8 protein-coding genes are annotated in these 7950 nt (G+C 73.6%); 5 read left to right on the top strand and 3 right to left on the bottom strand.

Annotated elements, in window-relative coordinates:
* Positions 1–75: 75 nt before the first annotated feature.
* A complete protein-coding gene (locus ABYE80_RS13800) occupies positions 76–555 on the bottom strand; it encodes a hypothetical protein (protein WP_372790863.1) in 480 nt (159 codons plus the stop codon).
* Positions 556–671: 116 nt separating this feature from the next.
* On the opposite strand from ABYE80_RS13800, the gene ABYE80_RS13795 reads away from it, so the two are divergent.
* From ABYE80_RS13795 to ABYE80_RS13785, 3 genes are read left to right on the top strand one after another with little or no spacing between them, the layout of a single operon-like run.
* The gene (locus tag ABYE80_RS13795) at positions 672–1370 is read left to right on the top strand and encodes a response regulator transcription factor (protein WP_372790862.1); all 699 of its coding nucleotides are present in this window, start codon (positions 672–674) and stop codon (positions 1368–1370) included.
* Positions 1367–2737 carry an ATP-binding protein gene (locus ABYE80_RS13790; protein WP_372790861.1) on the top strand — a complete coding sequence of 457 codons (1371 nt, stop codon included), beginning with the start codon at positions 1367–1369 and terminating at the stop codon, positions 2735–2737. The genes ABYE80_RS13795 and ABYE80_RS13790 overlap by 4 nt, the downstream gene beginning before the upstream one ends.
* Positions 2734–3111, top strand: coding sequence for a hypothetical protein (locus ABYE80_RS13785; protein WP_372790860.1), 378 nt, complete (start codon positions 2734–2736; stop codon positions 3109–3111). Before ABYE80_RS13790 ends, ABYE80_RS13785 begins: the two co-directional genes overlap by 4 nt.
* 10 nt (positions 3112–3121) lie before the next feature.
* On the opposite strand, the gene ABYE80_RS13780 is transcribed toward ABYE80_RS13785, so the two are convergent.
* Positions 3122–5155: a neutral/alkaline non-lysosomal ceramidase N-terminal domain-containing protein gene (locus ABYE80_RS13780; RefSeq protein ID WP_372790859.1), complete on the bottom strand. Its 2034-nt coding sequence runs from the start codon at positions 5153–5155 to the stop codon at positions 3122–3124.
* A 106-nt stretch (positions 5156–5261) separates the two neighbouring features.
* On the opposite strand from ABYE80_RS13780, the gene ABYE80_RS13775 reads away from it, so the two are divergent.
* Entirely contained in the window at positions 5262–5870 is a 609-nt protein-coding gene (locus tag ABYE80_RS13775) for a helix-turn-helix domain-containing protein (RefSeq protein WP_372790858.1), read from the top strand.
* Positions 5867–7027, top strand: a complete 1161-nt coding sequence (locus tag ABYE80_RS13770) for a benzoate/H(+) symporter BenE family transporter (protein WP_372790857.1) — start codon at positions 5867–5869, stop codon at positions 7025–7027. Before ABYE80_RS13775 ends, ABYE80_RS13770 begins: the two co-directional genes overlap by 4 nt.
* A gap of 3 nt (positions 7028–7030) precedes the next feature.
* Here the strand turns inward: ABYE80_RS13770 and ABYE80_RS13765 are convergent.
* Positions 7031–7950, bottom strand: a 920-nt coding sequence (locus ABYE80_RS13765) for an EAL domain-containing protein (RefSeq protein WP_372790856.1), incomplete at its 5' end; no start/stop codon positions are given.

Below are 7950 nucleotides of genomic sequence, written 5' to 3'. Positions count from 1 at the left end.
GTCACGACCGCCGTGACTGCCAGCGTGGTGGACGTCCGAGCCCGCCAGCGCACCGGCGCGGGCTTCTTCCCGGGGTCAGTCATCGCCGCGCTCGCTCGACTCGTACGCGTGCTCCTCGCCGGCCTCCGGGTGCTCGTCCTCGCGGTCCTCGGTCGAGCCGTGATCCTCGGTCGCATCGCGCTCCTGCGCCGAGTCGTGGTCCTCGGCCTCCTCGCGGCGGGCTGCGGACGGGGACCGCACCGCGGCGGGGGCAGGAGCAGTGGCAGCGATCCGCGCCGGTTGCACCACGCGCACCGCGGAGGCCTGCGCGACGGGGGCACCGCTTGGTGGCGTCGCGCTGCGCGTGGCGGTCGGCTTGACGTGCGTGGTGCGGTGGATCGTCTCGGTCCGCACCTCGACGACGGGCTTCGTGACCGCCGCCGGGGCGTCTGCGGCGGCGGTCTGCGCCGGTGCGGCCGCGACCGGGCCCGGCTGTGACGACAGGGCGACGGCGCCGAGCCCTCCGAGTGCGGCGAGCGTCGTGGCCGTGGCGATGATCCTGGGGCGACTGGGCATGTGGGACTCCGGTTTCGTCGTGGGTGCTCATCGATGATGGGCGGACCGGTGTGATGTCCCGGCGAGCGTCGGGTTAGGGCCAGGTAACGCGATACCGAAAGCGGTATGAACCTCCTATGTCGGGTGCTCCACGCCTGCTCGTCGTCGAGGACGAACCCTCCATCCTGCAGCCGCTGCTGCGCGCCCTGACCCGTGGCGGGTTCGAGCCGACGAGCGCCTGCACCGTCGCGGAGGCGACGAGCCTCGTCGACCGGCAGGAGTTCGACCTGGTCCTGCTCGACCTCGGTCTCCCGGACGGCGACGGACGCGACGTCGTCCGGCACCTGCACCGCACGACCGAGACGCCGGTGATCATGCTGACGGCCCGTGGCGCCGAGATCGACCGCATCGTCGGACTCGAGATCGGTGCCGACGACTACGTCGTCAAGCCCTTCAGCAGCGACGAGCTGATCGCTCGCATCCGCGCGGTCCTGCGCCGAACGGCCGGTAGCGCGAAGACACGGCGTCCGCTCGAGCCCCTGACCGTCGGCACCCTGACCGTCGACCCTGGCGCCCGCGTCGCCTCCGTCGACGGCGCGGCACTGGAGCTCACCCGTCGCGAGTTCGACCTGCTGTACGCCCTGGCCCGCCGCGCGGGAACGGTCGCGGGGCGAGAGGAGCTCTTCGACGAGGTGTGGGGCACGGGGTGGTTCGGCACGGGCAAGACGCTCGACGTACACGTCGCAGGCCTGCGACGCAAGCTGCCCGACGACGCACCGCCGATCACCACGCTGCGCGGCGTCGGCTACCGGCTCGACCTGGGAACCCCGGGATGACCCTGCGTTCGCGGCTGCTCCTGGCGATCGCCTATCCGCTCTTCGTGGCCATCGTCGCCCTCGCGGTGCCGCTGACGCTCAATCTCCACGACAGGGTCGAGGCCGAGGTGCGCGAGCAGGCCAGTGCGCAGGCATCCCTGCTGGCCGCCAGTGTTCCCGCGCTGGACAGCGCGGACGTGCAACGCCTGGTGCGTGACGAGGCCGCGCGGACGCGGGGCCGCGTGATCGTCGTCGACGCCCGCGGGCGCGTGATCGCCGACAGCTCCGGGGCCGCGGCCCGCGGCACGGACTTCAGCGGGCGACCCGAGATCGCGGCGGCGCTGCGCGGTCAGCGCGTGCAGGACGAGCGTCGCAGCAGCACGCTCGGCACGGAGTTGCTCGCCACCGCGGTGCCGGTGCTGGACGCCGGACAGCCGGACGGAGCCGTCCGTCTCACGCAGGACATGCGGGCGGTGGCGGACGCGACGCGGCGCGCCACGACGGGCATCGGGGCGGTCTCCGGCGTCGTCCTGCTCGTCGGCCTGCTCCTGGCCGCGCTGCTGGCGGGCCAGATCGCCCGTCCGACCCGCCGACTCCAGACCGCCGCGCGTCAGCTCGCCACGGGGGACCTCGACGCCCGTGCGCCGGTCGAGGGCGCAGCCGAGCAGCAGCAGGTCGCGCTGGCCTTCAACGACATGGCGGTGCGTCTCGGTCGGCTGCTGGAGGCCCAGCGGTCCTTCGTCGCCGACGCCTCGCACCAGCTCCGCACCCCCCTCACCGGCCTGCGCCTGCGGCTCGAGGAGCTGCGTCGCGCGGACCCCCGGACCGCCGCGGAGGACGCTGACGCGGCGCTTGCCGAGGTGGACCGTCTCTCGCGGACCGTGGACGAGTTGCTCGTTCTCTCCCAAGCAGGGGAACGGGACGCACCGAGCGAGGACCTGGCGCTTCACGAGACGCTCGCCGAGACCATCGACCGCTGGAACGCCCGCGCCCGGGCGCAGGGATCGGAGCTGGTCCTCGACGATGCCACGGATGTCCCGGCGGTCGTCCGCGTGCCCGCGGCCGACCTGGCACGGGCGCTCGACGTGCTCGTGGAGAACGCGCTCCTCTACGGCGGCCCGGGGGTCCGCGTGACGCTGCGGTCCTCGGCGGGTCGCGTCGAGGTGCTCGACGACGGGCCCGGTCCCGCGCCCGGTGAGGAAGAGGCGGTGTTCGAGCGGTTCCGCAGGGGTGCCGTCGGGCGGGCGGGCGGTGCGCGCACCCCCGGCACCGGGCTCGGGCTGCCGATCGCCCGCGAGCTGGCCCGACGCTGGGGCGGCGATGCGCGGCTCGAGCGGAGGACGGCGTCGGGTGGCGCCCGCGCGACCCTGGAGCTGCCGCTCCCGTGACGACCCCGACCACCCCCACCCCGTCCCCACCCCGGCGGTCCCGCTCCCGGACGATCCTGCTCGGGCTCGGACTCCTGCTGGTCGGCCTCGGGTTCGCGGCCGGCATGGCGGTGCTCACGACCCGCATCGCGAGTCCTCAGATCGGTCTCCGCGGCGCGCCGAGTGTGGGTACGGTCGCCCCCGCCCCGCGGTCCTCGCCGACCGTACGGACGTCAACGGGGAGCCCGACGACCGCGACGCGCGAGGGTCCGACCACGGAGCGCCCGGACCGCTCACCCGCGCCGACCGTGACGCCTGCGCCCGCCGCCACGACCCCGCCCGACGACGACGGCGACGCCCACGGCGGGTCCGAGGACGAGGCCGACGACGACTGATGGCGCGGCCTCAGCCGCGCAGCACGAAGGATCGCGACGTCAGCGCGTACCGGTTCGCGGTGACGACGAACCGGTAGGTCCCGGCGGCGGTCCCCTCGGGGACCATCCACTGCGCCGTGTAGCGACCGTCGTCGTCGACCTGCCAGCGCACGTCGATCCAGAGGTCGTCGGTGGTCCGCTTCCACTTCGTGCCCCGCCTGCGCTCGACCGTGATGAAGGGGGTGTCGAGCGGCTTGTCGAGGCCGCGCGTGCCGCCGGTCCAGCCGAACTCGACGAGCTGGGTCTCGCGCTGCCCGTCCCGGGGCTGCTCCACGATGGTGCCCCGCTCCGCACCCTTGCCGTAGGGCTTGGCGTCCGCCGTGACGCCGTTGCGGGGGTCGAACTCGTAGGCCTCCTGCGCGGGCTCGCCACGCACGAGGTGCTGCGACAACTCGGCCAGGTGATCGGTGAGGAGCACCGACTGGTTGGGGCCGTACATGGTCGAGCCGCCCTCGTAGTGCTGACGGTCGTACTCCTCCGGCGTGGTCAGGTACTGGAGGAACTCGTTGGTCAGCCCGGACACGATGACCCGGCGGACGTTGGCCGGTCGCACGGCCTCGAGGACCCGTGCGCGAACGCGCCGTCCGACCTCGACGGTCGGTTCGCCCGGCAGCGAAACGATCAGCCGGTCCCGCACGCGGATGGAGAACAGCGGTGCGGCGTTCGGATAGGTGGAGGTGCTCGCGCCGGGCACCGGGATCTTGTGCCCCTGGCTCTTGAACCCCGACTCGGTCGGGCTGCGGTGGCCCTCGAACGGCACGCCGGTGAGGTCGAACAGCGGGCCGCGGTTCTCCTCGCTGCCGGTGAGGAACGGCATGCCGGGGACCGGGGTGTCACCGACCGGCCCCTGCGAGGTCATCTGCCCGCAGAAGCAGACGCGGGTCCAGCGCACGTCGAGGGTCGGCCGGCGGGTCATGCGGCGGCCGGCCTGCCGCCAGGCACGCAGCATGGCCGCGGCCTCGCGGCGTCCCACGCGTTCGGCGATGACCGGGCCCTGGCCGTCGAGCCCGGCGGACTGGTCGCCCTCGTTGCCGTTGCCGTAGACGTTCACGACGCGGCGTGACGCCGGGACCCTGCCGATGCGGCGCACCTCGCGCTCGAAGACCCGTGTGGCCGCGCCGTGGTGGTCCTGGTTGTAGTACAGGTACGAGGCCGGGTTGACGGTGCCGTGGTTGGCGAACATCGACCATCCGCCCATCGGGATCGCGACGGTGCGACGGCAGCGCGTGCGGCGTCCGCGGCGGACGCACGGGCGCGAGCGCCGGACGAGCCGATCGACACGGAGGACGTTGACCTCCGGGTCGATGGTGTGGAGGCGGCCTTCGCTGTCCTGCTCGGGCCTGCCCTTCCCGGGCTCGAGGATCAGCCCGTGGTTGGCGAGATGCGCCTCGAGGCTGCGGTTCTTGGTGACGTCGGTGAGGCGGGCCTCGCCCCAGCCCACGCGCGCCGGTGCGAGCGTGCGATCGGCCTGCCGGATCGCCAGGGCGATGCGGTCGACCAGGAAGGTGTAGAGCTGACGATCCACAGGCCTGGGGTTGATGAACTCGGCGAACGTGTTCGGCCGGTCGATCGTCTCGATGCTCGGCGCCAGCGTGTTGAGCGTGGAGAAGTTCGCGTAGCCGGACGGCCCGCCGTGGGTGTGGGAGGCGGACACCATGACGTTGCGCTCCGAGTAGCCGAGATCGGCGTTGCGGTCCGCGGCCTCCTTGACCATCCCCCCGACGGCCGCGAAGAGGTCCACGGAGACGAGCGCGACCTTCCGGCCTCCGCGCTCGAGGACGATCGCGGTCGCGTTCAGCCGCGTGTGGACGCCACGTCCGCTGCGATCCGCGCGCACCCAGCCGCCGAACGGAATGCCCGTCGGCGGCGTGATGTCGGCCTGTCCGACGCCGGCCCGCACGTCGGGGGCACGGGCGGCGCCCGCGGGCTGGACGCCGGTCGCCAGGGCGAGCAGCGCGACCGCGAGCAGGGTGCTCGCGTGCATGACCATCCGGTGAGCCGTCATGGTGTTCCAGGCTAGACCGCCGAGCCATGGCTCGCGCTGACGGGCACCAGCGCAGGGCGTTCCCGCGGGAACGCCGATACTCCACTAGAGTTGTCGATCGTCCACCATGATTGACACTCCTGATCCCGCCCCATCTCCGTCTCCCGGCGACCTCGACGCCCTCGCGCGTCGGGTCGGGCGCGTCATCCACGCCCACCGCACGTCTCAGGGCCTCTCGCTGGGCGCCCTCGCGCGCGCCGCTGGGCTCTCGACGACGATCGTCTCCCGGATCGAGGGCGGGGCCGGCAACCCGTCGATGGAGACGCTCTGGCGGATCTCGCACGCGCTCGGCCTGCCGCTGGGCACGCTGCTGGCACCGGAGGGCGAGCCCGTCGTGCGGCGGATCGCGGCGCGGACCGGCGAGGCCATGCAGGCCGACTCCGGCATGACCGGCTGGCTCGTGCACGCCAAGTCCGATGCGCACCGCGCCGAGCTCTACGACATCGAGATGCCCGAGGGCGTCGATCAGACCAGCGTGGCCCATCTGCCCGGGGCCGAGGAGGTCGTCTTCTGCGTCATGGGCCGGGTCCTCGCGGGGCCGGTCGGCCAGGAGCAGGAGCTCGGGCCCGGCGACGCCGTGTGGTTCGCGGCGGACGTGCCGCACCGCTACGTGGCGTTGGCGCCGTCGCGGACCCTGAGCTGGGTGATCTACCCCCCACCGGCGATCACACCGTGAAGGCCTACTCCCAGCCGGTCGTCACCGGCGTGATCACGGCGGTCGTCGGCTTCGCCGGCGCCTTCACGATCGTCCTCGCCGGCCTCGAGGGGATCGGGGCCACCACGAGCCAAGCGGCCTCCGGACTGATGGTGCTGTGCCTCACCCAGGGCGTCGTCGCGATCTGGCTCGGTGTCCGCTACCGGATGCCGATCAGCATCGCGTGGTCGACGCCGGGCGCGGCGCTGCTCGCCACCGCCGGGCACGTCGAGGGGGGATACGCGGCAGTGCTCGGGGCGTTCGTGTTCACCGGCGCGCTGCTGGTCATCGCCGGCCTCTCCCGGCGGCTCGGTCGCTGGATCGCCGCGATCCCGGTCTCGCTCGCGAGCGCGATGCTCGCCGGCGTGCTGCTGCCGCTGTGCCTGGCGCCGGCCCGGGCGGCCGCCGACCTGCCCGGGCTCGCGCTCCCGGTCATCGCGGTCTGGCTGATCATGACCCGCGTGGCCCGCCGGTACGCGGTCCCCGCGGCGCTCGTCGCGACCGCGGCCGTCGTCCTGCTCGATCCCGGAGCCGGAGCCGCCGTCGGCGACGACCTGTTCCCGGGCCTGAGCTTCGTGACGCCGACCGTCGAGCCCCAGACGCTCGTCGGGATCGGCCTCCCGCTGTTCCTCGTGACGATGGCGTCCCAGAACATCCCCGGCATGGGGGTGCTGGCGTCGTTCGGCTACCGGCCCCATCTCCGTCCCGTGCTCACCACGACCGGCGCGGGGACGATCGTCGGCGCGCCGTTCGGCGGGCATGCGATCAACCTGGCCGCCATCACCGCGGCCCTCGCGGCAGGGCCCGACGCCGACCCCGACCCGTCGCGTCGCTGGGTCGCCTCGGTCACCGCGGGCGCGGTCTACGTGGTGATCGGGCTCGGGGCGGGCCTGGCCACCGCGCTGATCGCAGCCTGCCCGCCGCTGCTGGTGCAGGCGGTCGCCGGGCTGGCCCTGGTCGGGGCGCTCGCGGGAGCCCTCGCCACCGCCCTCGCGAGCGAGGACCACCGCGACGCGGCGATCGTCACCCTGGTCACCTGCGCCTCCGGCATCACCGCCTTCGGTGTCAGCTCCGCGTTCTGGGGTCTGCTCGCCGGCCTCGCGGTCCTCGGCCTGCGCCGGCTCCCCACGCGGGGGTGACGCTCACCCCCGCGGGTCAGGGACCACGACCTCCATGGTGGCGCCGTGGGTCCGCATCCACGCCTCCAGCGGCGCGGGGGCGAGCCCGGCGGCGTAGAGGAACCCCTGTCCGTACCGGATGCCGGCCGCCCGGACCACCTCTGCCTCGTGGACGGTCTCGATGCCCTTCGCGACCACGTCCAGGCCCAGGCTCCGCGCGAGGCCGGTGATGCCGCCGAGCAGACCGGGCTCGGGTGCGCCGGGAGCGATCTCCCGCACGAACGCGCTGTCGATCTTCACCGTGTCGATCGGGAGGTAGGGCAGATGATCGAGGGACAGACCACCGGTCCCGAAGTCGTCGAGCACGACCTTCGCGCCGCGTCCGCGCAGCTGCGTCAGGTCCTCGAGCGAGGCGCCGCGGTCGTCCCGGACGAGACCCTCGGTCACCTCCAGACGCACCAGTCCGGGCGCAAGCCCGGACCGCTCCAGCGCTCGTAGCACGCGAGTCGCGACGGGGTCCACCGTGGCGCGCGGGCGCGCGAGGTTGACGCCGACCGCCAGCGGGTGTGGCGAGAGGGCGTTCCACCGCACGGCCTGGTGGAAGGCCTCCGCCAGCATCCACTCCTCGATCCGTGCCATGACATCGTGCCGCTCGGCAACGGGGATGAAGCGCGCCGGAGGTTGTTCACCCAGGTCAGGGTGGTGCCAGCGCAGCAGCGCCTCGAAGCCTGCTACGGCGCTGGTGTGGAGATCCAGGATGGGCTGGTAGACGAGGGCGAACTGCCCGTCCGCGAGGGCCGCCGACAGGGCGTCGACGATCCCCGCCTCCTGCCTGCTCGAGGCCGCGACATCGGTCGAGAACGCCGCCACGCCGCCACCGTCCCGCTTGGCGGCGTACATCGCCGTGTCAGCCTGCCGGATCGCCTCCAGACCGCCGACGCCGC

The organism is Paraconexibacter sp. (genome assembly GCF_041602235.1).
Lineage (GTDB): Bacteria > Actinomycetota > Thermoleophilia > Solirubrobacterales > Solirubrobacteraceae > Paraconexibacter.
Note: the sequence above shows the minus strand (reverse complement) of the source record. Positions and strands in the feature narration are given on the sequence as shown.